Raw genomic sequence first — 25,107 nt, forward strand, 5'->3', positions numbered from 1 at the left:
CATGCAAAGCCGGTGAGTGCGCATCACGCCCCCGGCAACACCGCATTGAAAATCATATTCACACTGCCGAAGTAATTACCGGGTTTGTAGACACCATCGGCCGGCGGTACAGGCACGATTTCCAGCAGCACCCGTTTACCCGGCGCCGCATCGCTCATCGATACCACTTCGCTGCTTTCCAGCTCGCTCAATACCTTGCCGTTGAACAGCACCCGCAAGCCAATGTCATGGGCATCGGTGCCGTTCGACAGATAAGGCCGGCCCTCAAGCCTTGCTTCAATCGAGCCGGCCTCATTTTTCACATCGAAGTACTTGCGCAGACTGCCCAGCGTCGACGTCGTGAGATTCCACGGCAGGCGTTGTTCAAGATGAACCCACCCAGGGTCGGAGGGGATCACGTAGAACGCCAGGGTTGGAATCGTCACGAACACGTCGAACGTGTGCACTTCTCTGGCCGCATAGGCCCACGAGCTTGCCAACAGGGCGGCAGCCAACACGGGCATGACAGTCAGTTTCTTGAACATGGTCACCATCCGGGTCAGCCCTTCACGTCGATTTTTTTGCTGCTCTCACCTTCGACCAAGGTGAAGTGGTACTCGCGACCGGCCTGCTTTTCGAACTGAAACGTGCGACCGGCCAGAATGTGATGCTTGGTCGTTGGCTGGCAGTCCTGCTCGTTCTTGATCGAGCAATCCTTGAACTCGTCGATCACCACCACCGTGTTGCCGTCGTTGCGGATCCGGTAGTTGCCCGACTCGTTCTCGATTGCGCTGTCGAAGCGCGTTTCCTTGGGCCGCACGAAAAACACCGCGCCGTAACCTGCCAGCACGGTGACCCCGGCGGACAGGGACTTTTTGTAGTCTTCGCGCTCTTCGCTGGAGACGGCGAATTCGTCTTCCTTCTCCGGTACGACCGGCACGAAACGCACACGGAAGTAGCGCTCTCGGTCGCGCTCACCCATGTACAGCAACCGTGTGCCCTGCATGCCGTTGGCCGGCACGATCAGCCGTGCGGGACTGGCCATCAAGCCATCCCGGGCATTGCCGTCGGCCTGGGTCTTGAGCGGCACTTCGCGCGAGGTGCCATCGGCTTCATAGAGGATTTCAAGGATGTTGACCTTGACGAAGGCCGTGCTGTCGCCGCCATTGAATACGCGCTTCAAGTAGGTACTTTTGTCGCCATCCAGATAGTCGTAAACGGTCCCGATATTGATACTCGGTGCCCCGTGCGCCAGTTGCGCGAAAAGATAAAAACCAAACAGTGCCAACAGGTGTTTCATCGTACTGAACCTCGTTGAATTGAATGCTGCAAAGGGCGGCCCGCTAAATGTCTGAATCCCAGATCACCGTCACATTCCCGGAGTACTGGAGTTGTCGCTCGGGCCTTATCATTTGCGCTACTGCGTCGGGAGGAATCTCGAAGTGCAGCGTCCCCGGTCTTCGCTCCACATAGAAAACCGGTTGAAATAATCCGGTACCGCTGCCGTCACGCAGCAGGGGGCGCCGTTCGACAGCGAGGCCATTGGCGTCGCTCAAACCGCGAGGCAGACTGACGCTGACGTTCAGGGGCACGATGTGACCGGACACCGGCTCGCGTAACGAGCAGGTCTTGCCGTCCTGGGTGTACTCACACTCCAGATTCATCTTGAAGCGCGAACTGGCCGAGATGTTGAAGGTCTGGTCGCGGAACAGGCGCGTGGGTTTGCGCCCGTGCTGCAACCAGGCTTGCCAGCCGCCTTGCGGTAACAGCTCGACCCGATTTCCGCCGGGGGGTATCTCGACTTTGAGGGTGTGTTCGACGGTCAGGGTGAAGTCGAGCTGAATGATGTTGTCCGAGGGCGCGACGACATCGCCCAGATCGAAGTCGCCGCCCGGGCCGATCGAATAAACCTGCGTGCCGTGGTAAATGCCCGAGGACATCTTCAGCGGATCCGGCGTGCGCAGTTCGTAAGTAAAGTCCAGAGACTCGTAACCAAACCCGGGAATGAGGAATTTAGCCTGCTTGCCACACACCGTTTCTTCAGGCGTCAGCCAGAAGAATTGGAAACCGGTGGGACCGTAATAGGTTGTGGTGCCTATGGCCACGCATGGCCCCGGCGCTGTTCGCCAGTCGCTTCCCCACAATGCCGTATGCGCCCCGACATACCCCGGCTCCCCTGTCAGCTCCGTCGCGGCATCGCTGAGCCTGTAAACGCCGCCCATCCCGGCGATGCGCACCTCGACCGTGGCGGGTTCACCGGTCTCGCGGTTCAACACCGTCAACGTTCGCCAGGCGGCGGGCGTCTTGATCATCGCGCCTTTACGCACGTCCTCTTGGTTGGGTTGGATCGCGCCTTGGACTCCAACATTCGCGTGAGAACGCAAACTGAATATGCCGTAACTTTTGCAGATGGCGGGGTAATCCCAGCAAAACCCGACATCGCGCGTGGTGTTCTTGAACTCGTTTTTCTGCGGGTTGCTTGGGTCAGGGTTGAAAGTGGCCGTAATCGGAAGCACGACGGCGACGGCCTGGAAGCTTGCCGCAACCAGACAGGCCCCTATGAAAAGAGCCACTACCGTGCGCCATGGGAAAGCAGTCGAAACATTCATCGAGTTAGGGACTCCAGAGATTGCACAACACACATCAACCGGCGCTCTGCGCGGCATCACCTACATCCGCCAATGTGTCTGGCGTGCAGCGCAAATCCCCGATCATCAACACATTGTTTTCCGTTCGCCCCTGGCTCGGGTCCAGCCGGAACTGACACAGCAACTGATTGCCGTGGCGCACTTCCAGGGTCGGTGAACCGGCGTTCATTTCCATCGAGAAGAAACCGTCCACCTCGCTGACCCCACGGCTGGCGTGGTTGATGATGTGGCGGCCCTTGAGTGGATTGCCTTGAGGGTCGATCAGGCGACCGAGCACGGTGAGGGTTTGCATCACGCGAATCTGCCGATAGCCCACGCCGCCCTTGTTCAGGTGATAGCTGGAACGGGCCGGTTGAATGGTCGCGGCGGGGACGTCAGTGCCCTCGAAATCGAAACTGACCGAACTGCTTTTGTAAGCCGTGATCGGCACAAAATTGCGCCCGGGTTTGAGCACCGCACTGCCACCACTCAAATCGTCGGCGCGCAGGATAATGCCGTCGATGTCCGATTCGACATCGATGATCATGCCGGCACCATCGCGGTGGTATTGGCTGGTCATGACCATTTTTTGTCCGCCGACGGCTACGGTGCTGTCCAGGTTCAAACCGCCGGTGAGGTCGTTGTTGAACGACGAGCGCTGGATAAACCCGTCACCGCTGGCCAGGTCCGATTGCATCGACGCCATCGCGTTCAAACCGATGCCGTAGGTGTCGGTGATTGCCGTGGCCGAGACGCTCTGCAGCAGGTGATCCTGCAGGTCTTTGCGGTAGGTGAGCGAGGCATTGTTATCGCGCCCGCCATCACGATCGGTGCGGGTGCCGATGCTGCCGGACCACTGCTCTCCCGGGCCGCCCAGCGCGATGTTCACACTCAGGTCGAGGCCGCGATTGCGGTCATTGCCCGAGCTGAAACTGCCCGGACGGTCGAACAACGACAGGCGCCAGTTGGCATCGCTGCCGAACAGTTGAGTGCGTTGGGTCCATCCCAGATCCAGGCCGACGCCTTTGGTGTTGCCCTCGCTGTGGGACACCCGGGCATTGACCGAACTTTTACGGCTGAGTCGATGATTCAACGATAAGGAAGAGTTGCTGGTCTGACCGATAAAGACGTTGCGCTGCCGCACCCGCGTGCCGTCCGGCAGGGTGTCATACAGCCGAGTGGTGTCGAGCCAGCTGCGGTTATGGCTGGCGACGAGGCTGCCGCTGCCATAGGAATACAGTCCCTGCACGTCGAGGCCGGTGCCGTAGTCTTCGGTCTTGTAGACGTTGGCGAAAAGGCTGGCGTTGTTGACGATTGCCCAGTCAACCGACGTGCCGTATTGCAGCGAGTCGCGCACCTGCCGCCCTGTCAGGCCGAGGATCACACGCGGGTGCCACAGGAAGTTGAAGGCGGCACCGGCGGTTATGTCGCCGTCGGCCTGCTCTTCCCAGTTGCTGAGCAATTTGGATTCGCGACCGGCGAACAGGTTGTAGCGCCAGCGCTCGTCATGATTGCGCCAATTGTTCGGTTTGTAGACCAGCTCCAGGCTGCTGGAGGTGATCTGGCCGTCTTCGATCAGGCGCACTTCCACTTCATAAATACCGCCGGGCAGCGGACGCGTATCGAGGGTCTGCAACCCTGCCGGGACGGCCTGAGTGTTGATCAGCAAACCGTCGCGATATATCTCCACAGAACCCTGTCGATTGGCCGTGACATAGATCGGATAAACCGCCGGTTTCGGATTGTTGATGGCCAGGCTGTCGGAGCTGCCATACATGACACCCAACGCGGTATCGGGGCTCGCCCCAAACGTACGCGGCTGACGGGTCAGGCCTTCGGAGTTGGGCGTGAAATAGCCCAGGCGCACAAAGTTGCCCTGCAATTCACGCTGGGTGAAAAGCTCATGCACGGCGTGATAAGTCTGGCTGTCGACACCGCCCAGGCGCGACAACTGCATATTGACCGCTTGGGTCCAGTTGCCCAGGCTGCTGCTGGCTTCCAGACCGTAACGACCACCGAGGTCCTGGTTCTGGCCGCCATTGAGGTTCAATTGGTTGCGCACGATCAAGCCAGTGCTGCCGCCTTCGGGCAGGTTGTAATACTGCTGCACCTGATCATCCCGTTCGGCGTTTTCCGTGAGGATCGACACCAGCGAGTTTTCGAGGCTGTAGTGCACGGCCAACAGTTGTTCGGGGCAGTTGGCCTGGCAGGCGCCCAGCGCCACGCCTTGTTTCAGATGGTTGGCCCAGATGTCGCGTTCGCTGGGTTTGATAGTGCTGTCGCTGACATCATTGAAGTCAACCAGGGTGATTCGATCATCGCGGGTCAACACGACCATCGCCTCACCGAGAAACTGTTGATCAAGTTCCACGCGCACCGCCAGCGGTACATCAAAGAAGTGTTCTTCGAAGTCGCTAGGTAAACCCTTGGCTTGCGTAAGCAAACTTCGAGGTGTGTGGCCGTTGTCCGCTGGCGCGGCCAGGGCGGTTGCACAAAAACATAGGGCAAGCGCCGTCGCGATGGGAGTCATCGGGAACATGAACGAAATACTCTGAAGATAAGTGCGTTGAAACCCGATCGACAGGCAGTGGCTACCCATCGACCGGTAAGTGCTAACGAATAAGGCTGAGCCTTAAGTCATGGCTGACTTAGATGCGCGGTACGGCATCGAAGATCACGACTGGATTGGCCGTGTAAAAACCTACCTGATTGTTCCCCGGCAGGGCGGCGGTAATCACCAGATCAGCCCGCATACCCCCGTTGGATGCAGCATCGCTGACCACTTCTTTAGGCATACCGGTCAAGGTTACGCCGTTGAAGGCGTAGGTCAGCTGGATGGCGGTGTGGCCGTTGTTCAGGTGTTGCGGACCACCTTCCACATAAGCATGGACCGAACCGAGGGTGTTGCGGATATCGTAAGCCGCACGCAGCGGGGCCAAGCTCTCGGTTAGCACGTTCCAGGCCATTTTTTCATCTTTACCGAAGTCAGGATTCACCGGTTGAGCGTAGAAATCATAGGTGGGGATATTCGCGCTGATGTTGATGGACGAGCGTATTTCTTCCGCAGCGAACGCCATTGAAGAGCTCAGGGCCAGGAGGGTCATCGGAACGGCGACTGCAAACTTCTTGAACATTATTAAGTACCTGTTAATTTCAAAGGATTGGTCCGTGGAAAGCATGAGTCGCCCGTATTACCGTCTTGATATAGAGGCAATCTGGCTCAACTTTCGACGAAGAGAATGATCAACCAATCCGCTGAGAAAGTAAGTACGTAACTTCCGAAGAGCATGTAGTAACAACTACCCACAACCCGGTAGAAAAAACCCGTAAAATCAATATTTAAAACGTCCAACCGACAGAAACATACTACAAACAGTTTTATTAGAAAAAGCACACAGATTAGTTAAATACATTTCCTGTAAGAGAAGGACTACTTAGGCGCAACTATTAAAAATCATTCGCTGTTAGTTACGCACATTTAGATCAAACACTCTAAAACAGCAAGCGACAAAACGACATGTCCCATGCCGCACTGAAGCCCGCCGCGATGCCCCCTCGGGCAACGACCGTTGGTCCTGTTGGCTTGCCCTCTCAATAAGATATATCTTAAGTTGTATCTAAACACGACGAGAGAAAGCAAAAATGAGAGACCATCATTCCCCCCACCGCGAACACGGCGACGGCCGCGACGGCTTCGAAAAACGCCCAGGCCCAGGCCGCGAACGCGGTGGACGAGGACCGCGCGTATTCGCCCCTGGCGACCTGAAATTGCTTCTACTGGCGCTGATCGCCGAGCAGCCCTGCCACGGCTATGACCTGATCCGCCAGATCGAAAGCATGTTCGACGGCGCCTACAGCCCCAGCCCTGGCGTGATCTACCCGACCCTGACCTTCCTTGAAGAAAGCGAATTGATCCTGGGCGACGCCGAGGGTGGCAAAAAACGCTACAGCATCACCGACGCCGGACGTCTGTCATTAAGCGAGCAGGCGGTTGCCCTGGACGGTGTGCGCATGCGCATCGAAGTCAGCAAGCGCTCATTGCGCGGCCAGGACCGCCCGGCCGAGATCCATGAAGCGGTGCACAACCTGCGCCATGCCTTGCAAATGCACCATGGTCGCTGGAGCCCGGAAGAAATCCTGCGGGTGCGCGACCTGCTCAACAACACGGCCAAAGCCATCGTCGACGGCCCCGCCGTTCAACCCGTTTCGGAGAAAGTCGAATGACCGACGTTATCGTGCCATCCCAAACCATTCACCGTGTCAGCCACGAGATCAAACGCCGTCGTCTACAAGTGCTGCGGGTGGTCGACCTGACGCCGCGCATGCGCCGCATCACCCTGGGCGGCCCGGAACTCGCAGGCTTCGTCAGCCTCGGCACGGATGACCACGTCAAACTGCTGTTCCCGCAAAACGCAGCGGAACAGGCAGCGCTGGAAACCCTGGTACTCGGCGCCGGCAAGGACAACGGGCCGATGCCCGCAATGCGCGACTACACGCCACGTCGTTACGACCTGGAGACGCTGGAACTGGACATCGACTTCGTGCTGCACGGCGACGGCCCTGCCTCAACCTGGGCCGAGCAGGCCAAACCCGGCCAGTTCCTGCACATCGGCGGGCCGCGTGGCTCGATGATCGTGCCGGACATCTTCGACAGCTACCTGCTGATCGGTGACGAAACCGCCCTGCCCGCCATCGCCCGCCGCCTCGAAGGCCTGGCCGCCAATCGGCGCGCACTGGTGATCGTGGAAGTGGAAAACGGCGCCGAACAACAACGCCTGGAAAGCGCCGCGCAAGTCGATGTGATCTGGGTCCTGCGTGAAGGCGGCAAAAACAACCTGCTGACCACCGTGCAACAGATCAAAGTGCCCGCTGGCAATCTGTATGCATGGGTGGCGACCGAAACCAAAGTGTCGCGGCAGATCCGCCGGGTATTGCTCGATGAGCACGGGCTAGACGAGCAGTTTGTGAAGGCTGTCGGCTACTGGCGGCTGGAGGACAGCGACGAGGAATAAACGCTGTGCATGCTTTCTGTGGCGAGGGGGCTTGCCCCCGTTGCGTCGCGCAGCGGCGCTAAAACCTGCAACGGAGTTTTAACCGGCACAGCGTATTTGCTGATTTTGCGACTGCTTCGCAGCCGAACGGGGGCAAGCCCCCTCGCCACAAAAGCTCCCTCGCCACAGTCAGTGTTCACTTGCGATCCGTGCGCCACCGATCCAACCCGATCACCAGCAGTGAAATCAGCACAAACCCCGCCAGCAATCCCCCGGCGTTCACGAACACCTGTGGATAACCCAGTTTGTCGACATCAATGAACGGATAGGGATAAGTCGCCAGCAGATGCCCACGCCAAAGCACATAGCCGAAGTACACCAGCGGATAAATCACCCACAACGCAATGTGCCGCAGCCGCAACGTCCCCTTGGGTACACAGAACCACCAATAAACCAGGAACAGCAGCGGCATGACGTCATGCATCAACTCATCGGCCAGCCATTGCCAGCCTTCGGGATGCCATAAATGGCGCAACAACAGGCTGTACGCCACACCGACCACCGCGATACTCACCGCAATGGCACTGCTCACCCACGGCTGCAAAAACCAGCGTCGCGCCGCTGACTCGCGGGACGTCAGTTCGCAGGTCAGCACCACCGCCACCAGCGTGTTGGTCAGCACGGTGAAAAAGCTGAAAAAACTCACCAGCCCACCCAGCAGACTGGCCGCGATACTCCAGCGGGCATAGAGAATCAGGTACATCTGAATGCTCAAGCCAGCCCAGCCCAGAATCGCCGCCACGGCCACACAACGACGCCTCGCGGTCGAGGATTTGACCATGCTCAGACCGGGCGCTTGGTGCGCATCAGTTTCACGTACAGACGCTCGACCTTCTCCCGCGCCCACGGAGTTTTGCGCAAAAAGGTCAGGCTCGACTTGATGCTTGGGTCGCTCTTGAAGCAACGGATATCGATACGCTCGGCCAGCCCCGACCATTCGTAGTGTTCAACCAGGGCGTTGAGGATTTGCTCCAGCGTCACGCCGTGCAGGGGATCAGGGTTGTGTTCGGTCATGCCGGGCCTTCGAACGATGAAAGGATGGGAAGCCGCGCACCTTAACGGAGGCTTTCGTCCGGTGGAAGGGCTCCGGACAGAGGCATTCGTCAGAGGCTGAATTAACTGTAGGCGAGTTGGCCATCATCCGAGGGACAAACGTCAGGAGATAGCGCCCGGCTCAGTAATAACGACGCGGATCCGAATCGATCAGGCTGGCCAGCTTGGTCAGGGCAAACCGCAATTCGTCCTGGCTGGTGGGCGACATCAACACCAGTCGCACGCAGCGCGTAATGCCGCTACGCTCGGCCTGGAACTGGGTACCGCTGAGGACCAGCACACCGTTGGCACGGGCCAGCATGGTGAATTCGTCGCTGGTCCAGGGTTCGGGCAATGTCAACCAGACGTGGTAGGCATACGGCTGAGTCTTGAGCTCGAAATTGGCGAAGATTTCCTGAGCGATCGCCTGCCGCCCGGCGGCTTCGTTGCGCTGAATACGGATCAGCTTTTTATCCAGCCCCTCGGTGATCACATTGCTGGCCAACTGAGCGGTCAATGGCGACGGCATCCAGACGCTGCTGCGCACCATGGAGGTCAGGCGCGACAGCAGTTTCGGCGGGCTGTAGAGATAGCCAATCCGCAAGGCCGGCATGACCGACTTCGACAGACTGGTCAGGTACACCGAACGATCCGGGGCAAACGCCGACAGCGGCTTGATCGACGGGTCGGTGGCCAGAAAACCGTAGATGTCATCGTCCAGGATGATGAAGTCGAACTCCTCGGCCAATGCCGCGATTTGTGCCCGACGTTTTTGCGACATGATCGCGGCCGTCGGGTTCTGACAGGTCGCCACACAGACAAGCATCGCCGGTTTCTCACGCTGGCACAGTTCGCGCAGCGCTTCGGGAATGATCCCTTCATCGTCCATTGGCACGCCACGCAGGCGTCGTTCCAGGCCGTGGGCCAGGGAAATGATGCCGGGGTAGCAGAGCTCCTCGCAGAGCACCAGATCACCGGCGTTGGTCAGCGCACTCATTGCGACCATCAAACCATGCTGTGCGCCGGCGGTGATCACCACTTGCTGCCATTGCGCATCGGGCAACGAATGGCGCAGCCATTGCGCGCCCGCCTCGCGATGAGCCGGATGTCCGCCATCGGGGGCGTAATCGAGGGCATCGGCAAAATCCGTGCTTTTGGCCATGCCCACCAAGGCTCCGCGCAACCAGTATTCCAGGGTTTCGCTGTAAGGCTTGATGATCGAAAGGTCCAGTAACTCAGACTGCCCAAGATTCAGCGAGACGGCACTGTTGCTGGCCGGCAGTTCCAACTGTTTCTGGTTGAGCACATAAGTGCCGCGCCCTACTTCCCCCTGCACCAGACGCCGCCGATGGGCTTCGCTGTAGGCACGGCTGATGGTACCGGGCGTGACATTCAGCGTGGTGGCCAGCTCCCGCAGGGTCGGCAGACGATCACCTTCGTTCAACACGCCGTTGCTGATATCGCGCGCCAACGCGTCGGCAATCGACAAATACATCGGCTGGTTGAACTCGCTTAGCTGAGGAACCCACATGAATGACCGCTACCATCGTAGAAATGATGAATATCCGAGCATATCACAGGGTGGTCAGGCAACTAATAAATCGACTCAATCAATAAATTGAGTCGATTGACTCGGCGAATGAATCGAAAAGCATCTTTCACGAAAAATATTTTAAAACAACAAAATATATTTATAAATCAATTAGTTATTAAAATTAAATCCGACCAAATACACCTTGATAACAAAAAAGCATCTCGCAACAACCTACTCATCTATTGAATCAACTCAATTCATTCAAATACACTCATCTCGAATCGAAGCAATCGACTCAATCTCAATTCTGAATCACCGCGTGCCCGCCACGCCAAGTCGAGACATCATGGACACTCTCAGAAAGGATCTATCCCTGTCAGCGGTCATTGCAGGCTTCATCGCCGTGATCATTTCCTATGCCGGCCCGCTGATCATCGTGTTTCAGGCGGCCCGGGAAGCGCACCTGCCCAACGATCAAGTGTCGTCCTGGATCTGGGCCATATCCATCGGCAGCGGCATTACCGGTCTGTTATTGAGCTGGCGTTTGAGGATTCCGGTGATTACGGCATGGTCGACACCGGGTGCGGCGTTGCTGGTGTCGATGCTGCCCACGGTCTCCCTGCCCGAGGCCATCGGCGCCTATGTGGTGGCTTCGGTGATTATCGCGGTGGTCGGCTTGTCCGGCGCGTTCGACAAACTGATGAGTCGCCTGCCAAAAGCCATCGCCGCCGCCATGCTCGCCGGCATCCTGTTTCGTTTCGGCGCCGAACTGTTCACCTCGATCAAGCTGCAGCCGAGCCTGGTGCTGTCAATGATCGCGGCGTACCTGCTGTTTAAGCGCTTTTCACCGCGCTACGCCATCCTGTCGGTATTGATTGTCGGCTGCGCCGTGGCCGCCTCGTTCGGTGCACTCAACACCGGTTCGATCACCATCGATCTCGCTCATCCGATCTTCATCGCCCCGCAGTGGAGCTGGCACGCGATCATCAATATCGGCCTGCCGCTGGCCCTCGTCACCCTGACCGGGCAGTACGTGCCGGGCATGGCGGTGTTGCGCACCTCGGGCTACAACACGCCTGCGCGCTCGATCATTTCGGTCACGGCCATCGGTTCGATTTTGATGGCGCCATTCGGCTCCCATGGCTTAAACCTGGCGGCCATCACCGCCGCTATCTGCACCGGCCGCGAAGCCCATGAGGATCGCGACAAGCGCTACATCGCCGGGATCGCCTGCGGGGTGTTCTACATTCTGATGGGCATCTTTGGCGCGACCCTCGCTTCGGTATTTTCTGCCTTGCCCAAAGAGCTGATCGCCTCCCTCGCCGGCCTGGCCCTGTTCGGGGCGATCAGCGCCGGGCTGACCGGCGCCATGGCTGACGAGAAACAACGTGAAGCGGCGCTGATCACCTTCCTGGTCACCGCCTCGGGCATGAGTTTCCTGGGGCTGGCCGCGGCATTCTGGGGGCTGATCTTCGGGCTCGTGGCACATTTCGTACTGACCTACACCCGGGAAAGCAAAGCCGGCACCGTCGCCGAGGGCAGCCGACCATGACCGTTCGTTACGACTTCACGGGCAGGGTCTGAAAGACACGTCCATTTTTCTTTCCGACACCAGCAAATGCCAGTCACGGGTGCTGCCGTATCACGCGCCAGCCCCCTTGGCTGAAGCACTTATTTAAAGGAATGCCCTCCATGAGCCTGCAGAATCTAGACCCCACCCTAGCTCGCCTGATCAGCCGCGAACGCAATCGCCAGGAAACCCACCTGGAGTTGATCGCCTCGGAAAACTACGTCAGCGAAGAAGTGCTGGAAGCCCAAGGTTCGGTGCTGACCAACAAGTACGCCGAAGGCTACCCAGGCAAGCGCTATTACGGTGGCTGTAAAGTGGTCGACGAGATTGAAAGCCTCGCCATCGAACGTGCCTGCAAACTGTTTGGTAGCGAATATGCCAACGTCCAGCCGCACTCCGGCTCCCAGGCCAACCAGGCCGTGTTTCTCGCCGTGCTCAACCCTGGCGACACGATTCTGGGAATGTCCCTGGCCGATGGCGGCCACTTGACCCATGGCGCCTCGGTAAACTTCTCCGGCAAGTTCTACACCGCCTATTCTTACGGCCTGGAAAAACACAGCGAAACCCTCGACTACGCCGAGATGGAAGCCCTGGCCCGGGAACACCGACCGAAAATGATCATTGCCGGTGCCTCGGCGTATTCAAGGACCATCGACTTCCAGCGTTTTCGCAACATCTGCGATGAAATCGGGGCGTACCTGATGGTCGACATGGCGCACTACGCCGGACTCATCGCAGCCGGCCTGTACCCCTCGCCGGTCGGCATTGCCGACTTCGTCACCTCGACCACTCATAAAACGCTGCGCGGCCCACGGGGCGGTCTGATCCTGGCCAAACGCGAACATGCGGCGTTGCTCGACAAGACGATATTCCCGGTCTATCAGGGTGGACCTCTGATGCACGTCATCGCCGCCAAGGCCGTAGCGTTCAACGAAGCCCTCGGTGATGACTTCAAGCACTATCAGCAACGCGTCATCGACAACGCCAGGACCATGGCGGATATCCTTACTCGACGCGGCCTGCGGGTGGTGTCAGGGGGCACCGACTGCCACATGTTCCTGCTCGATCTGCGCGCCAAGAACATCACCGGAAAAGATGCCGAGGCGTTGCTCGAGAGCGCCCACATCACCTTGAACAAGAACGCGATCCCCGACGATCCGCAAAAACCTGCAATCACCAGCGGCATCCGCATTGGCACACCCGCCCTGACCACGCGGGGCTTCGGTGAAGCCGAATGCGCCGAAGTGGCCAACCTGATTGCCGACCTGCTTGAGCAACCGACCAATGCGGCGCTGCTGGACAATGTCCGTCGACGGGTGATGCATTTGTGTGAATGCTTCCCGGTCTATCTGTTGAATTAACGGCCCTGAAACATAGCGAGGCGGACTATTCAGTCCGCCTTTTTTTTGCGCCGCCTGGCACTGCGGCGACCGGTCGCAGCCGACTGTTACCAAATCCGAAATGATCCATGTCAGTAAAAGCCCTTTCTCAATGTGTTACAGAACATTATCCTTACGCCCGTCCAGCTGAAACGCTTCTCCCCTGCTGCATTCCTGCTGCGTTCAGCGCATCCCCTTTAGAAAAAGATCAAGAATTCCTTCTCTATGCCTGATTTTCAAACTCCGCGAGACAGCGCTGTCTCACCCGCTGTGTCCAGCCGAAAAGCCCTGAAGCTGATCAGCGGGTTCACCGCGCTGGGCCTTGCCACTTGCACCCAGGCCGCGCCAGCCTTCGATAGCGACTCGCCATGGATGCTGGGTGACTGGAACGGCACTCGCACCGAACTTTCGGAAAAAGGCTACGACTTCAAAGTCGATTACACCGGTGAAATGGGCAGCAATCTGCACGGTGGCTACGACCATGACCGTACCGCACGCTACAGCGATCAGTTTGCCTTGGGCACTCACCTGGACTTGCAGAAGATTCTGGGTTGGGACGACGCTGAATTTCAGCTGACCATCACCGAACGCAACGGCAACAACATCAGCAACGACCGGATCAACGACCCGCGGGTCGGCGGTTTCACCTCGGCGCAGGAAGTCTGGGGCCGTGGCCAGACCTGGCGCCTGACGCAGATGTGGTATCAGCAGAAATTCTTCGACCAGAAGCTCGACATCAAGGTCGGCCGCTTTGGCGAGGGTGAAGACTTCAACAGCTTCCCCTGCGACTTCCAGAACCTGGCGTTCTGCGGCTCCCAGGTCGGTAACTGGGTCGGTGGCATCTGGTACAACTGGCCGGTCAGCCAGTGGGCCATGCGCGTCAAATATCACCTGACGCCAGAGCTCTACGCGCAAGTCGGGGCTTACGAGCAAAACCCGTCCAATCTGGATCGTGACAACGGTTTCAAGCTCAGCGGCAGCGGCACTCAGGGCGCAATCCTGCCGGTCGAACTGGTCTGGACCCCGAAACTCAATGGCCTGCCGGGTGAATACCGCGCTGGTTACTACTACAGCAGCGCCAAGGCCAGCGACGTCTATAAGGACAGCAATGGCCAGCCGGCCGCCCTGAGCGGCGAGGCTTACCGCAGTGCATCGAGCAAGCATGGCGTATGGCTCGGTATTCAGCAGCAACTGACCAGCCGCGCCAGCGACAATTCACGCGGCCTGAGTGTGTTCGCCAACGCCACGATGCACGACAAGAAGACCAACGCCATCGACAACTATGTCCAGGCCGGCGTCGTCTACAAAGGCCTGTTCGATGCCCGCGCCAAGGACGATATCGGCTTCGCGCTGGCCCGTGTCCACGTCAACCCGGCCTACCGCAAGAACGCCGAGGCCACCAACCAGGCCCGCGCCGTCCAGGACTTCGACGATCCGTCGTTCCTGCCCCCGCAAGACACCGAATACAGCAGCGAGCTCTATTACGGCGTGCACGTCACCAACTGGCTGACCGTGCGCCCGAACCTGCAATACATCCGCCACCCCGGTGGCGTGGACAAGGTCGATGACGCGCTGATTGGCGGGATCAAGATCCAGTCATCGTTCTGATTAAACGCATAAAACCTGTGGGAGCGGGCAAGCCTGCTCCCACAGGGACCGCATCAACCAAACACTTTTTCGATGAACCATGCCCGCGCCAGATCGTCATCTACAGTGAACTTGCGCGGGACTACTTAAAACGTCACGGAGAACCACACTATGAGCACTGATGGTGCTTTGAGTCGAAGCCGTTTATTGCCGACCCTGCTCGGCATTCTGCTTCTACTAATGGGCCTGGCCTTGCTGGCCGGGGGGATCAAGCTGAGCATGCTCGGCGGCTCGCTGTATTACCTGCTGGCCGGTATCGGCCTGATGGTGGCCGGTGGGCTGCTGCTGGCCGACCGTTATGCGGCGCTGAGCGTGTACGCGGTGGTGCTGTTCGCCAGTACCGTCTGGGCACTGTGGGAAGTCGGTCTGGACTGGTGGCAACTGGTGCCACGTCTGGCGCTGCTCTTTACCCTCGGCATCGTCATGCTGCTGCCATGGTTTCGTCGCCCGTTGCGTCGCGGCGACTTCAACCCGGTCGGCACCGGTGTGCTGAGTGCCGCCGTGGTCATCGCCGGTGTCGCCGCGCTAGCCAGCCTGTTCACCAACCCTGGTGAAATCAAAGGCCAACTGGACCGTGACGCCGTGCCTGGCATGAGCAACACCGCCCCGGCAATGCCCGATGGCGACTGGAACTCCTACGGCCGCAGTGCCCATGGCGATCGCTACTCGCCACTGGCGCAAATCACCCCGCAGAACGTCAGCAAACTGGTTCCCGCCTGGACTTTCCGCACCGGAGACCTGCCTGGCCCGAACGATCCAGGTGAAACCACCGCCGAAAACACCCCGCTCAAAGCCAACGGCATGCTCTATGTCTGCACGCCGCACAGCCAGGTGATCGCGCTGGACCCGGACACCGGCAAGGAAATCTGGCGTTTCGATCCGAAGCTCTCCACGCAGAACGCGGCGAACTTCAAGGGTTGGGCGCACATGACCTGCCGTGGCGTGACCTATCACGATGATGCCGCCTACGCGACCGAGCAGAGCCCGACCGGCACTGCCAACGCGCCAGTGACCAGCGTCTGCCCGCGCCGGATCTTCCTGCCGACCGCCGACACCCGGCTGATCGCCCTGAATGCCGACACTGGCAAAATGTGCGAAGACTTCGGTAACGGTGGCCAGGTCGACCTGACCGCCAACATCGGCGGCTTCACCCCTGGTGGTTACTACTCCACTTCGCCACCGGCGGTCACCAAAGACCTGGTGGTGATTGGCGGCCACGTCACCGACAACGTTTCCACCGACGAGCCAAGCGGCGTGATCCGCGCGTTCGACGTGCACACCGGCAAACTGGTGTGGAACTGGGACAGCGGCAATCCGGACGACACCACGCCGATTGCCGAAGGCAAGGTCTACACCCGCAACTCGCCGAACATGTGGTCCATGTTCGCCGTCGACGAAAAACTCGGCATGCTGTACCTGCCGATGGGCAACCAGACCCCGGATCAGTTCGGTGGCGCGCGTACCCCTGAATCGGAACTGCATTCCGCCGGCCTGACCGCGCTGGACATCGCCACCGGCAAAGTGCGCTGGCACTTCCAGTTCACTCACCATGACCTGTGGGACATGGACGTCGGTGGCCAGCCAACCCTGATGGACCTGAAAACCGCAGACGGTGTAAAACCGGCGGTGCTCGCGTCCACCAAGCAAGGCAGCATCTACGTGCTGGACCGCAGCAACGGCCAACCGATCGTGCCGATCAATGAGATCCCGGTGCCGCAAGGCGCGGTGGAAGGCGACCACACTTCGCCGACCCAACCGATGTCCGACCTGAACTTCGTGCCGCCGACCCTCAAGGAACGCGACATGTGGGGCGTGACCCCGTTCGATCAGATGCTGTGCCGGATCGACTTCAAATCCCTGCGTTACGACGGCATGTTCACGCCGCCGTCGCTGCAAGGCTCGATCGTTTATCCGGGTAACTTCGGCGTGTTCGACTGGGGCGGCATGTCGGTTGACCCGGTGCGTCAGATTGCTTTCGTGAACCCGAGCTACATGGCGTTCAAATCGAAACTGATCCCGGCGGCCGAAATCGCCAAACAAGGCCCTCGCGTCAGCGAAACCCAAGGCGTACAGCCCAACAAAGGCGCGCCATACGGCGTGATCCTCGAAGCCCTGCTGTCGCCAATGGGCCTGCCGTGCCAGGCACCGGCGTGGGGTTACGTGGCGGCGGTCGACCTGACCACCCACAAAACCATCTGGAAGCACAAGAACGGCACCGTGCGCGACAGCTCGCCGGTTCCGATCCCTCTGAGCATGGGCGTACCGAGCCTGGGCGGGACCTTCACCACTGCCGGTGGCGTGGCCTTCCTGAGCGGCACCCTCGACCAGTACCTGCGCGCCTACGACGTGAAAAACGGCAAGCAGCTGTGGGAAGGCCGCCTGCCGGCCGGCGCGCAAACCACACCGATGACCTACACCGGTAAGGACGGCAAGCAATACGTGCTCGTTGTTGCGGGTGGTCACGGCTCGCTGGGCACCAAGCAAGGTGACTATGTGATTGCGTACAAACTGTCGGAATAAGCGGTAGCGGCAGTTGAAACAAAGGCGACGCCCTGTGAGGGGCGTCGCCTTTTTTTGTGGGCGCTGCAATCCCCGCCATCCCCAAAATCCCTGTAGGAGCGAACTGTGGCGAGGGGGCTTGCCCCCTCACCACAGGCTTGGTCCTACAGTAGTGCGGGGCCCTTTGGAGATCCAAGACCTGTCAAAACCCTGAACACACACTCTGAAATAGCCAGGGCCATTGAAACCACCCCCCACCTGCCCCATCTAAGATCCATACCCTATTGCGCAGGTGCCCCATGACCGACCAGCAAGAATTCCCCGAAGACCCGAGCGAATACGCAGAAACAGATAACGCCGAACACCATGCACCCGGCAAAGGCCTTACCCTGCCTGGCCAGAACCTGCCGGACAAGGTCTACATCATCCCGATCCACAACCGGCCTTTCTTCCCGGCGCAAGTGCTGCCGGTGATCGTCAACGAAGAGCCGTGGGCCGAGACTCTCGAACTGGTGAGCCAGTCCGACCACCATTCCCTGGCCCTGTTCTTCATGGACGCCCCCCAGGACAACCCGCGCCATTTCGACACCAAAGCCCTGCCGGAATACGGCACGCTGGTCAAAGTCCATCACGCCAGCCGCGAAAACGGCAAACTGCAATTCGTCGCCCAGGGCCTGACCCGGGTGCGCATCAAAACCTGGCTCAAGCACCATCGCCCACCGTACCTGGTGGAAGTCGAATACCCGCACCAGCCCACCGAGCCGACCGACGAGGTCAAGGCCTACGGCATGGCGCTGATCAATGCGATCAAGGAGCTGCTGCCGCTGAACCCGCTGTACAGCGAAGAGTTGAAAAACTACCTCAACCGCTTCAGCCCCAACGATCCGTCACCCCTGACCGACTTCGCCGCCGCCCTGACCTCGGCCACGGGCAGCGAGTTGCAAGAAGTGCTCGACTGCGTGCCGATGCTCAAGCGCATGGAAAAAGTCCTGCCGATGCTGCGCAAGGAAGTCGAAGTCGCGCGCTTGCAGAAAGAGATTTCCGCTGAAGTTAACCGCAAGATTGGCGAACATCAGCGCGAGTTTTTCCTCAAGGAACAACTCAAGGTCATCCAGCAAGAGCTGGGGCTGACCAAGGACGATCGCAGCGCCGACATCGAACAGTTCGAGCAACGCCTGACGGGCAAGGTGTTGTCGCCCCAGGCGCAGAAACGCATCGTTGAGGAAATGAACAAACTGTCGATCCTCGAAACCGGATCGCCGGAATACGCAGTGACCCGCAACTACCTCGATTGGGCGACTTCGGTGCCGTGGGGCGTGTACGGCGAGGACAAACTCGACCTCAAGCATGCGCGCAAGGTGCTGGACAAACACCACGCCGGCCTCGACGACATCAAGGATCGCATCCTCGAGTTCCTCGCAGTCGGTGCCTATAAAGGCGAGATCAGCGGCTCCATCGTCTTGCTGGTGGGCCCGCCGGGCGTGGGCAAGACCAGCGTCGGTAAATCCATCGCCGAATCCCTGGGGCGGCCGTTCTATCGCTTCAGCCTCGGCGGCATGCGCGACGAAGCCGAGATCAAGGGCCATCGCCGTACCTACATCGGCGCACAACCGGGCAAACTCGTCCAGGCGTTGAAAGACGTCGAAGTGATGAACCCGGTGATCATGCTCGACGAGATCGACAAGATGGGCCAGAGCTACCAGGGCGACCCTGCCTCGGCGCTGCTGGAAACCCTCGACCCGGAACAGAACGTCGAATTCCTCGACCATTACCTGGACTTGCGCCTGGACCTGTCGAAAGTGCTATTCGTCTGCACCGCCAACACCCTGGACTCGATCCCCGGTCCATTGCTGGACCGGATGGAAGTGATTCGCCTGTCGGGTTACATCACCGAAGAAAAAGTCGCCATCGCCAAGCGTCACCTGTGGCCGAAACAGCTGGAAAAGGCCGGCGTACCCAAAGGCAACTTGAGCATTAGCGACACTGCATTGAGGGCCTTGATCGACGGCTATGCCCGTGAGGCCGGAGTCCGTCAGCTAGAGAAAAACCTCGGCAAACTGGTGCGCAAAGCGGTGATGAAACTGCTCGACGAACCGAAAGCCGTCATCAAACTCGGCCCCAAAGACCTGGAAGCCTCACTCGGCCGCCCGGTGTTCCGCAACGAGCAAGTACTGTCCGGCGTCGGCGTGATCACCGGGCTGGCCTGGACCAGCATGGGCGGCGCGACCCTGCCGATCGAAGCCACGCGCATCCACACCCTCAACCGAGGCTTCAAACTCACCGGGCAACTGGGGGACGTGATGAAAGAGTCGGCGGAAATCGCCTACAGCTACGTCAGCTCCCATCTGAAGCAATTCGGCGGTGACCCGACATTCTTCGATGAAGCCTTCGTCCACCTCCACGTACCGGAAGGCGCAACACCGAAAGACGGCCCGAGCGCCGGCGTGACCATGGCCAGCGCCCTGCTCTCCCTCGCCCGCAACCAGCCACCGAAAAAAGGCGTGGCCATGACCGGTGAACTGACACTGACCGGGCATGTACTGCCGATTGGCGGTGTGCGCGAGAAAGTCATCGCGGCGCGTCGGCAGAAGATCAATGAACTGATTTTGCCGGAGCCGAACCGCGGTAACTTCGAGGAGTTGCCGGACTACCTGAAGGAAGGCATTACCGTGCACTTTGCCAAGCGCTTTGCGGATGTGGCGAAGATATTGTTCTGAGCCGTAACCTGATCGTTTCCATGTGTTGGGAATAATCAGACACAACAAAAAGCCCGCTGACCTTTTAATGGGTCAGCGGGCTTTTCATTTATGTCATCTACAAGGGAATGCGGTGAACCAAACCACGAGGTCGAGGCCGCCAGGATCAAGCCGGTTCTTTTTTCACTCTGAACCAAGCCGCATACAACGCCGGCAAGAACAGCAACGTCAACGCCGTCGCCACAATCAGCCCGCCCATGATCGCCACCGCCATCGGCCCGAAAAACACACTGCGCGATAATGGAATCATCGCCAGCACCGCCGCCAGCGCGGTCAACACAATCGGCCGGAAACGTCGCACCGTCGCCTCGATGATCGCCTGCCAGGGCTTGAGCCCGGCAGCGATGTCCTGCTCGATCTGATCCACCAGAATCACCGAGTTACGCATGATCATCCCGGACAGCGCGATGGTCCCGAGCATGGCGACGAAACCGAACGGCTGACGGAACACCATCAGAAACAACGTCACCCCGATCAACCCCAGCGGCGCTGTCAGAAACACCATGGCAGTGCGTGAAAAACTGCGCAGTTGCAGCATCAGCAACGTCAGCACCACCACGATGAACAGCGGCACCCCGGCCTTCACCGAGTTCTGCCCACGGGCCGAGTCTTCCACCGTACCGCCGACTTCCAGCAGATAGCCGTCCGGCAGTTCGGCGCGGATCGGATCGAGGGTCGGCATGATCTGCTGCACCAGCGTCGCCGGTTGTTCCTTGCCGTAGATGTCGGCGCGAACCGTCACGTTGGGCAGGCGGTTACGGTGCCAGATGATGCCTTCTTCGAAGCCGTATTCCAGCGTGGCAACCTGCGACAGCGCCACGCTGCGACCGTTGTCGGTCGGCACGGCCAGACTCGGCAGCAACGCCAGCTCAGTGCGCTCATGCACCGTGCCGCGCAGCAGGATCTCGATCAATTCGTTGTCTTCGCGGTACTGACTGACACTGGAGCCGGTCAGCGAGCTTCGCAGGAACCCCGAGAGGTTCGCCGTGCTCACGCCCAGCGCCCGCGCGCGGTCCTGATCGACGTTCAGGTACACGACTTTGCTCGGCTCTTCCCAGTCCAGATGCACGTTGGCCACGTGTGGATTCTCGCGAACCTTGGCCGCGACTTTACGCGCCAGGGCGCGGACGTCCGCAATGTGTTCACCGGTGACCCGGAACTGCACCGGATAACCAACCGGCGGGCCGTTTTCCAGACGCGTGACCCGCGAGCGCAGGGCCGGGAATTGTTCATTGAGGGTTTCGATCAGCCAGGTGCGCAGGGCTTCGCGGTCTTCGATGGTTTTGGCCAGGACAACAAATTGCGCAAAGCTTGCGGCCGGAAGTTGCTGGTCCAGCGGCAGGTAGAAACGCGGCGAACCGGTGCCGACATAAGCCACATAGTTGTCGATCCCGGCGTGATCCTTGAGCAGGCCTTCGAGACGCTTGACCTCCTCGGCGGTGTTGCTCAGGGAGGCACCTTCGGCGAGTTTCAGATCAACCATCAATTCCAGTCGCCCCGATGCCGGGAAGAATTGCTGCGGCACGAAACGGAACAGCACCACGGACGCGACGAACATCACGATGGTCAGCACGATCACCGTTTTGCGTCGGCGCACGCACCACTCCACCAGCCGTCTGACGCGCTGATAGAACGGCGTGCCGTAAGGGTCGGGTTGGCCGTCGCCAGTGCCGTGTTTGGCGGCGTGAATTTTCGCCAGGTCCGGCAGAAGTTTCTCCCCCAGATAAGGCACAAAAACCACGGCGGCCACCCACGACGCCAACAGCGCGATGGTCACCACCTGGAAGATCGAGCGGGTGTACTCGCCGGTGCCCGATTGCGCAGTGGCGATCGGCAGGAAACCGGCGGCGGTGATCAACGTACCGGTGAGCATCGGGAACGCGGTGCTGGTCCAGGCATAGCTGGCGGCCTTGATCCGGTCGAAGCCCTGCTCCATTTTGATCGCCATCATTTCCACGGCGATGATCGCATCATCCACCAGCAAGCCCAGCGCCAGCACCAGCGCGCCGAGGGAAATCTTGTGCAGGCCTATCCCTAAGTAATACATGCAGGCGAACGTCATCGCCAACACCAGCGGTATCGCCAGCGCTACGACCATGCCGGTGCGCACGCCAAGGGAGAAGAAGCTCACCAGCAACACAATCGCCAGGGCCTCCACCAGTACCTGAACGAACTCGCCAACACCGGTTTTCACCGCGGCGGGTTGATCGGAGACTTTGCGCAACTGCATGCCGGCCGGCAGGTTTTGCTGAATCCGGGCGAACTCGATTTCCAGCGCCTTGCCCAATACCAGAATATCGCCACCGTCCTTCATGGCCACCGCCAGACCGATGGCGTCTTCAGCCATGAAGCGCATGCGCGGCGCCGGTGGATCGTTGAAGCCACGACGAACGTCCGCCACATCACCGATGCGGAACGTGCGATCTGCGACGCGGATCGGGAAGTTCTTGATCTCATCGACCGTCTGAAAATTCCCCGAGACCCGTAGCTGCAACCGCTCGCTGGTGGTTTCGAAGAAGCCGGCGGTGGACATCGCGTTCTGTTCTTCAAGTGCCTGCTGCACCGCCGCCAGCGGCACCCCGAGGGTGGCCAGTTTAACGTTGGAGAGTTCGATCCAGACCTTCTCGTCCTGCAACCCGAGCAGGTCAACCTTGCCCACATCCTTGACCCGTTGCAGCTGAATCTGGATGCGGTCGGCGTAATCCTTGAGCACTGCGTAATCAAAACCCTCGCCGGTCAAGGCGTAGATGTTGCCGAACGTGGTGCCGAACTCATCGTTGAAAAACGGGCCCTGGATACCCGGTGGCAGGGTCTGGCGAATATCGCTGATTTTCTTGCGGACCTGATACCAGAGGTCCGGGATATCCACCGAATGCATGGAATCGCGCGCCATGAACGTCACCTGGGACTCGCCCGGGCGGGAGAACGAGGTGATACGTTCGTACTCGCCGGTTTCCATCAGTTTCTTTTCAATACGCTCGGTGACCTGGCGCGCCACTTCCTCGGCGGTGGCCCCCGGCCAGTTGGTACGAATTACCATGGCCTTGAAGGTGAACGGCGGGTCTTCGCTTTGGCCGAGCTTGGTGTAGGACAACGCCCCGACCACAGCCAGCAGGAGCATCAGGAACAGTACGATCTGGCGGTTACGCAGCGCCCATTCGGATAGATTGAAACCCATCGGGGATTACTCCTTGTGCGCCAGATTGACCACGCGATTGGAGCGATCCACCGGGCGCACTTGCTGCCCGTCGTGAAGCACATGAACACCGGCCGCCACCACCCAGTCGCTGGCGTTCAGTCCCTCGAGTACCGGCACGGTTTTCTCGCCAAATGCACCGACCCGCACCGGGACTTTTTTCAAGGTGTTGTTGGCGCCGACCACCCACACGTAGGTGGCGCCGTTTTCTGCGGTGAGGGCCGACAGCGGCACTGACAACGGCACCACTTCGGCAGTCTGGATGAACACCCGGGCACTCTGGCCGAGTTCGGCGGGAACCTTGCCGGCGGTAAAAGCGATACGGGCGGCAAAAGTGCGGGATTTGGGATCGGCGGCCGGCGACAACTCACGGATCTGCCCAGGGAAACGCTGATCGGGTTGGGTCCAGAGCTCCACCGAGACCGGCTGACCGACCTTGAAGCGGCCGAAGCTCTGTTCCGGCAGGCTGATCAATACTTCGCGCTCGCCATCGGTGGCCAGGGTAAACACGGTTTGCCCGGCCGCCACCACTTGCCCGACTTCAACCGCACGCTTGGCCACCACGCCATCCTGCGGTGCACGCAGCACCGCGTAACTGGCCTGATTGGTCGATACGTTGAATTCGGCTTTGATTTGCTTGAGGCGGGCCTCACCGGAGCGGTAGAGGTTTTCCGCGTTGTCGTACTGCGAACGGCTGACCATCTGCCGCTCCATCAGGGTCTTGTAGCGATCACGCTCGGCGCGCACCAGGTTCAGATTGGCTTCGGCAGCCGCGACCTGGGCACGGGTGGCTTCCAGTTGCAGGCGCACGTCCTGAGGATCGAGTTCCGCCAGGGGTTGGTCAGCCTTGACCCGCTGCCCTTCTTCGACCAGTCGTCGGCTGACTTTGCCGCCAATCCGGAAGGCAAGGTCCGGCTCATACCGCGCACGGACTTCACCAGGATAACTTTCCATTGCCTGCGCCGAGGGCTCTGGCTGCACGACCATGGCCGGGCGCACGCTGACCGGAGGGGCTTCTTCATGGCCACATGCCGACAATAAAAAAGCCAGACTGACCGGCAACGCGAGGGGCAAGGCAAAGCGCAGCATGGTGAACGACCTTTCGCTAATGGGGCTTGGAATAATTATACTGACCAGTATGTTATTAATAGCAAACTCACCAGTCCAGTATTAAAAGCGAAGAATGTCAGACAATCTTTCCACCCCCAGCGGTCCGGGCCGTCCCAAGGATCTGGCCAAGCGCCGGGCAATCCTCGACGCGGCGAAAATCCTGTTTTTGAGTAAGGGATACGCCAACACCAGCATGGATGCCGTAGCGACTGAGGCCGGCGTGTCGAAGCTGACGGTCTACAGCCATTTCAACGACAAGGAGACCCTGTTCTCCTCCGCTGTCGTGGCCAAATGCGAGGAGCAATTGCCTCCGCTGGCTTTTGAACTGCCGGACGGCATCGCCGTGGAAACCGTGCTGCTGAACATCGCACACGGCTTTCATCAACTGATCAACAGCGACGAATCGGTGAACTTGCACCGGCTGATGATGACGCTGGGCAGCCAGGACCCGAAACTTGCACAGATCTTCTTCGAGGCCGGGCCGGAACGCGTGCTGCATGGCATGGAGCGTTTGCTGAGCAAGATCGATCAGAGTGGCGTGTTGAGCATCGACAAACCGCGCAATGCCGCCGAGCACTTCTTCTGCCTGCTCAAGGGCGCGGGGAATTTCCGCTTGCTGTATGGCTGCGGCGAACCGGTAACCGGGGATGCGGCCGAAGCCCATGTGCAGGAAGTGGTGGGATTGTTTATGCGGGCGTATCGGCCGGAGTCGGCCTGATGATCGTTC

General features: G+C 59.5%; 18 protein-coding genes. 8 read left to right on the plus strand and 10 right to left on the minus strand.

Features of this window, described 5'->3' with window-relative positions; genetic code table 11:
• Positions 1–23: 23 nt before the first annotated feature.
• From AF70_RS15860 to AF70_RS15880, 5 genes are all read right to left on the minus strand, one after another.
• Positions 24–524: a CS1 type fimbrial major subunit gene (locus tag AF70_RS15860; protein WP_028939475.1), complete on the minus strand. Its 501-nt coding sequence runs from the start codon at positions 522–524 to the stop codon at positions 24–26.
• A gap of 14 nt (positions 525–538) precedes the next feature.
• Positions 539–1,279 carry a pilus assembly protein gene (locus AF70_RS15865; RefSeq protein WP_028939476.1) on the minus strand — a complete coding sequence of 247 codons (741 nt, stop codon included), beginning with the start codon at positions 1,277–1,279 and terminating at the stop codon, positions 539–541.
• A gap of 43 nt (positions 1,280–1,322) precedes the next feature.
• Positions 1,323–2,588 carry a hypothetical protein gene (locus tag AF70_RS15870; RefSeq protein WP_028939477.1) on the minus strand — a complete coding sequence of 422 codons (1,266 nt, stop codon included), beginning with the start codon at positions 2,586–2,588 and terminating at the stop codon, positions 1,323–1,325.
• A gap of 34 nt (positions 2,589–2,622) precedes the next feature.
• The gene (locus AF70_RS15875) at positions 2,623–5,145 is read right to left on the minus strand and encodes a CS1-pili formation C-terminal domain-containing protein (RefSeq protein ID WP_028939478.1); all 2,523 of its coding nucleotides are present in this window, start codon (positions 5,143–5,145) and stop codon (positions 2,623–2,625) included.
• Positions 5,146–5,254: 109 nt separating this feature from the next.
• A complete protein-coding gene (locus AF70_RS15880; RefSeq protein ID WP_028939479.1) occupies positions 5,255–5,740 on the minus strand; it encodes a CS1 type fimbrial major subunit in 486 nt (161 codons plus the stop codon).
• A 508-nt stretch (positions 5,741–6,248) separates the two neighbouring features.
• Between AF70_RS15880 and AF70_RS15885 the strand changes: the two genes are divergently transcribed.
• Both AF70_RS15885 and AF70_RS15890 read left to right on the plus strand, forming a co-directional pair.
• The gene (locus tag AF70_RS15885; protein ID WP_028939480.1) at positions 6,249–6,830 is read left to right on the plus strand and encodes a PadR family transcriptional regulator; all 582 of its coding nucleotides are present in this window, start codon (positions 6,249–6,251) and stop codon (positions 6,828–6,830) included.
• Entirely contained in the window at positions 6,827–7,618 is a 792-nt protein-coding gene (locus AF70_RS15890; protein WP_028939481.1) for a siderophore-interacting protein, read from the plus strand. Before AF70_RS15885 ends, AF70_RS15890 begins: the two co-directional genes overlap by 4 nt.
• A 175-nt stretch (positions 7,619–7,793) precedes the next feature.
• On the opposite strand, the gene AF70_RS15895 is transcribed toward AF70_RS15890, so the two are convergent.
• The 3 genes from AF70_RS15895 to AF70_RS15905 form a co-directional block, all read right to left on the minus strand.
• Positions 7,794–8,438 carry a Pr6Pr family membrane protein gene (locus AF70_RS15895; RefSeq protein WP_028939482.1) on the minus strand — a complete coding sequence of 215 codons (645 nt, stop codon included), beginning with the start codon at positions 8,436–8,438 and terminating at the stop codon, positions 7,794–7,796.
• Between the two features lie 2 nt (positions 8,439–8,440).
• On the minus strand, positions 8,441–8,671 hold the full coding sequence (locus AF70_RS15900) for a VF530 family DNA-binding protein (RefSeq protein ID WP_028939483.1): 231 nt from the start codon (positions 8,669–8,671) through the stop codon (positions 8,441–8,443).
• A gap of 160 nt (positions 8,672–8,831) precedes the next feature.
• Positions 8,832–10,220 (minus strand): PLP-dependent aminotransferase family protein, encoded by a 1,389-nt coding sequence (locus AF70_RS15905; RefSeq protein WP_028939484.1) that lies wholly within the window; start codon positions 10,218–10,220, stop codon positions 8,832–8,834.
• A gap of 349 nt (positions 10,221–10,569) precedes the next feature.
• On the opposite strand from AF70_RS15905, the gene AF70_RS15910 reads away from it, so the two are divergent.
• The 5 genes from AF70_RS15910 (at position 10,570) to lon (ending at position 20,035) form a co-directional block, all read left to right on the plus strand.
• Positions 10,570–11,775, plus strand: coding sequence for a benzoate/H(+) symporter BenE family transporter (locus AF70_RS15910; RefSeq protein ID WP_019581594.1), 1,206 nt, complete (start codon positions 10,570–10,572; stop codon positions 11,773–11,775).
• Between the two features lie 140 nt (positions 11,776–11,915).
• Positions 11,916–13,154 carry a serine hydroxymethyltransferase gene (gene glyA, locus AF70_RS15915; RefSeq protein WP_019581595.1) on the plus strand — a complete coding sequence of 413 codons (1,239 nt, stop codon included), beginning with the start codon at positions 11,916–11,918 and terminating at the stop codon, positions 13,152–13,154.
• Between the two features lie 243 nt (positions 13,155–13,397).
• The gene (locus AF70_RS15920) at positions 13,398–14,780 is read left to right on the plus strand and encodes a carbohydrate porin (protein ID WP_019581596.1); all 1,383 of its coding nucleotides are present in this window, start codon (positions 13,398–13,400) and stop codon (positions 14,778–14,780) included.
• Positions 14,781–14,930: 150 nt separating this feature from the next.
• Positions 14,931–17,339: a glucose/quinate/shikimate family membrane-bound PQQ-dependent dehydrogenase gene (locus AF70_RS15925; protein ID WP_028939485.1), complete on the plus strand. Its 2,409-nt coding sequence runs from the start codon at positions 14,931–14,933 to the stop codon at positions 17,337–17,339.
• A gap of 278 nt (positions 17,340–17,617) precedes the next feature.
• Positions 17,618–20,035, plus strand: coding sequence for an endopeptidase La (gene lon, locus AF70_RS15930; protein ID WP_028939486.1), 2,418 nt, complete (start codon positions 17,618–17,620; stop codon positions 20,033–20,035).
• A 145-nt stretch (positions 20,036–20,180) separates the two neighbouring features.
• On the opposite strand, the gene AF70_RS15935 is transcribed toward lon, so the two are convergent.
• Both AF70_RS15935 and AF70_RS15940 read right to left on the minus strand, forming a co-directional pair.
• Positions 20,181–23,252, minus strand: a complete 3,072-nt coding sequence (locus AF70_RS15935) for an efflux RND transporter permease subunit (RefSeq protein WP_019581600.1) — start codon at positions 23,250–23,252, stop codon at positions 20,181–20,183.
• A gap of 6 nt (positions 23,253–23,258) precedes the next feature.
• Positions 23,259–24,359 carry an efflux RND transporter periplasmic adaptor subunit gene (locus AF70_RS15940; protein ID WP_019581601.1) on the minus strand — a complete coding sequence of 367 codons (1,101 nt, stop codon included), beginning with the start codon at positions 24,357–24,359 and terminating at the stop codon, positions 23,259–23,261.
• Between the two features lie 94 nt (positions 24,360–24,453).
• Here AF70_RS15940 and AF70_RS15945 point away from each other — a divergent pair, with 94 nt between their 5' ends.
• Positions 24,454–25,098 (plus strand): TetR/AcrR family transcriptional regulator, encoded by a 645-nt coding sequence (locus AF70_RS15945; protein WP_028939487.1) that lies wholly within the window; start codon positions 24,454–24,456, stop codon positions 25,096–25,098.
• Positions 25,099–25,107: the final 9 nt, after the last annotated feature.

This window comes from Pseudomonas sp. KD5 (assembly GCF_012932895.1).
Taxonomy (GTDB): Bacteria; Pseudomonadota; Gammaproteobacteria; order Pseudomonadales; family Pseudomonadaceae; genus Aquipseudomonas.

Bases quoted from the DNA above. Each gene is read 5' to 3' on its own strand.
- AF70_RS15910 (WP_019581594.1), top strand. From the start codon at position 10,570: ATGGACACTCTCAGAAAGGATCTATCCCTGTCAGCGGTCATTGCAGGC.
- AF70_RS15860 (WP_028939475.1), bottom strand. From the start codon at position 524: ATGTTCAAGAAACTGACTGTCATGCCCGTGTTGGCTGCCGCCCTGTTG.
- lon (WP_028939486.1), top strand. From the start codon at position 17,618: ATGACCGACCAGCAAGAATTCCCCGAAGACCCGAGCGAATACGCAGAA.
- AF70_RS15905 (WP_028939484.1), bottom strand. From the start codon at position 10,220: ATGTGGGTTCCTCAGCTAAGCGAGTTCAACCAGCCGATGTATTTGTCG.
- AF70_RS15875 (WP_028939478.1), bottom strand. From the start codon at position 5,145: ATGTTCCCGATGACTCCCATCGCGACGGCGCTTGCCCTATGTTTTTGT.
- AF70_RS15940 (WP_019581601.1), bottom strand. From the start codon at position 24,359: ATGCTGCGCTTTGCCTTGCCCCTCGCGTTGCCGGTCAGTCTGGCTTTT.
- AF70_RS15945 (WP_028939487.1), top strand. From the start codon at position 24,454: ATGTCAGACAATCTTTCCACCCCCAGCGGTCCGGGCCGTCCCAAGGAT.
- AF70_RS15920 (WP_019581596.1), top strand. From the start codon at position 13,398: ATGCCTGATTTTCAAACTCCGCGAGACAGCGCTGTCTCACCCGCTGTG.
- glyA (WP_019581595.1), top strand. From the start codon at position 11,916: ATGAGCCTGCAGAATCTAGACCCCACCCTAGCTCGCCTGATCAGCCGC.
- AF70_RS15890 (WP_028939481.1), top strand. From the start codon at position 6,827: ATGACCGACGTTATCGTGCCATCCCAAACCATTCACCGTGTCAGCCAC.
- AF70_RS15885 (WP_028939480.1), top strand. From the start codon at position 6,249: ATGAGAGACCATCATTCCCCCCACCGCGAACACGGCGACGGCCGCGAC.
- AF70_RS15900 (WP_028939483.1), bottom strand. From the start codon at position 8,671: ATGACCGAACACAACCCTGATCCCCTGCACGGCGTGACGCTGGAGCAA.
- AF70_RS15880 (WP_028939479.1), bottom strand. From the start codon at position 5,740: ATGTTCAAGAAGTTTGCAGTCGCCGTTCCGATGACCCTCCTGGCCCTG.
- AF70_RS15870 (WP_028939477.1), bottom strand. From the start codon at position 2,588: ATGAATGTTTCGACTGCTTTCCCATGGCGCACGGTAGTGGCTCTTTTC.
- AF70_RS15865 (WP_028939476.1), bottom strand. From the start codon at position 1,279: ATGAAACACCTGTTGGCACTGTTTGGTTTTTATCTTTTCGCGCAACTG.
- AF70_RS15895 (WP_028939482.1), bottom strand. From the start codon at position 8,438: ATGGTCAAATCCTCGACCGCGAGGCGTCGTTGTGTGGCCGTGGCGGCG.
- AF70_RS15935 (WP_019581600.1), bottom strand. From the start codon at position 23,252: ATGGGTTTCAATCTATCCGAATGGGCGCTGCGTAACCGCCAGATCGTA.
- AF70_RS15925 (WP_028939485.1), top strand. From the start codon at position 14,931: ATGAGCACTGATGGTGCTTTGAGTCGAAGCCGTTTATTGCCGACCCTG.